The sequence below is a fragment of the Halomonas sp. B23F22_20 genome (assembly GCF_043496985.1).
Taxonomy (GTDB): Bacteria; Pseudomonadota; Gammaproteobacteria; order Pseudomonadales; family Halomonadaceae; genus Halomonas.
Map to the genome: position 1 here is coordinate 1 of NZ_JBIEKH010000065.1, position 904 is coordinate 904.

Consider the following 904-nt stretch of genomic DNA (forward strand, 5'->3'; position numbering starts at 1 on the left):
AGCAGGATCTTGAGCTAGTGCGCCAGATATTGGCGCAAGGGATGGGGCGAGGCATTCGGCGCAAGACGGATGAAACGGTGGTCTGGATCGGGGACCCGCGTTTCCCCCATCCTGGAAGCTGGAGTGGCTCACTCGATCCCATTCTTGAAGTGGGAGCCCAATACAATCGCCTCACACAAGAGACCACCTTGGCCACCAGCATTCCCGAGCGTTTCCGGCAGGCGTTTGAAGAGGCCCAGATTTTTGCCGACGGACAGCTCTACCAACCGGAGATTTGGTGATATGCCACAGCATGTCTCTTTTGAACTGACGTTGACACTAGGCTCCCCCGTCATAGTGCCTTTCCGCACCACGTTGGATGGCCTTCTGTCTTTCGCTGCGGAGGCCATGACGGGGGAACGTGGTGAGAAACTGACGCCTCATATTCCCTTGGCGATGGATCCCGATAGCGGAATCTTTCGGGCAAGCGCGATTTTCCTAGGTAGTGGCGTGCCAGGCCGAGCTGACGGTAAAGCCATCGATCCAGATATCCACTTTCAGCAGCGAGTGATGGTGCGGAGCCTAAAAACGGATGATGACCTAGACGCAGCGAAGATCGCTCCTCGAGTCTCAAAAACTGGAAAACCATTGAAGAAGCCCTACCCCGACATCGACAAGAAGCGGGGTGACTATGCCAACAAGCTGACCAACTACACCACGGCTTTAGCGCCGAAGGCGGTTTGTTACGGCGTTGGAGACCCAGATGCCGTCATGCTCCTGCTGGAGCTAGTGATGGGACTCGGAAAGCATGCTGCTCAGGGGATGGGAGAAATCACTCAACGAAAGATTCGGGTGATAGAGCGTGATCGTTCTTGGGTGTTGCCTAACCAGGAGCCCGCAAGGAGCCTACCTGTGGCGGTATGGG

The 904-nt window shown here is 56.1% G+C and carries 2 protein-coding genes; both read left to right on the plus strand.

Annotation, left to right across the window (positions count from 1 at the left end):
• A partial coding sequence (locus ACGTN6_RS20560) for a hypothetical protein (RefSeq protein ID WP_394594910.1) occupies nucleotides 1-281 on the plus strand: 281 nt, incomplete at its 5' end.
• A 1-nt stretch (nucleotide 282) separates the two neighbouring features.
• A partial coding sequence (locus ACGTN6_RS20565; RefSeq protein ID WP_394594912.1) for a hypothetical protein occupies nucleotides 283-904 on the plus strand: 622 nt, incomplete at its 3' end.